Origin of the sequence: Acidiphilium sp. PM (assembly GCF_000219295.1) — a bacterium.
Taxonomy (GTDB): Bacteria; Pseudomonadota; Alphaproteobacteria; order Acetobacterales; family Acetobacteraceae; genus Acidiphilium; species Acidiphilium multivorum.
On sequence record NZ_AFPR01000411.1, the window covers coordinates 1 to 776 of the forward strand.

The following is a 776-nucleotide window of genomic DNA, read 5'->3' on the forward strand; positions in this document are numbered from 1 at the left end:
GACCTCGCCGGCCCGGCCACGGGCGGCACCGTCTCCTTCGCCGGCGCCGACGGCATCCTGACGATCAACGACGTCGCCGCCATGGCCGATCCGGTGGTGAACATGGCATCCGGCGACGCGATCGACCTGATCGGCGTCGCCCCCTCTCTGGTCAGCTACGCCGGCGGCACGCTCGCGGTGAGCGGGCGCGGCGGGTTCGGTCTCGCCGAGGCCGCGGGGCAGGCGGCGATCGCCATCGCCGCGGATGGGTACGGCGGCAGCTATGTCACCGTCGGCGGCGCCATGCCCTGCTTTGCCCGCGGCACCAGGCTGCTGACGGCGGAGGGCTATCGCCCGGTCGAGACCCTGCGGCCCGGGGACCGGCTGGTCACCGAGGACGGCACGGCGGAGCCGGTCGTCTGGATCGGCTGGCGCAGCATCGACCTGTCGCGCGATCCCGCCGCCGCGCTGCTGCATCCGGTCGTCATCACGCCCGGCGCGTTCGGGCCCTGCATGCCGTCGCATCCTCTCACCCTCTCGCCGCTGCATGCGGTGTATGCCGATGGCGTGCTGGTGCCGGCGACGCTGCTGGTCAACGAGGCGACCATCCTGCACGACTCCTCACGCTTCGCCGTGACCTATTATCATGTCGAACTGGCCCGGCACGCGGTGATCCGGGCGGAGAACCTGCCCTGCGAGACCTATCGCGACGATGGCAACCGCGACCGCTTCGCCGCCGCCCTCGGCCTGCCGGGCGCGCCGGCGGACTCGTGCCGGCCGGTCGTCACCACCGGCCC

General features: G+C 73.1%; 1 protein-coding gene. It reads left to right on the forward strand.

All coding sequences use genetic code 11. From position 1 onward, the window contains the following. Window positions 1-776, forward strand: a 776-nt coding sequence (locus tag APM_RS13105) for a Hint domain-containing protein (protein ID WP_007423847.1), incomplete at both ends; no start/stop codon positions are given.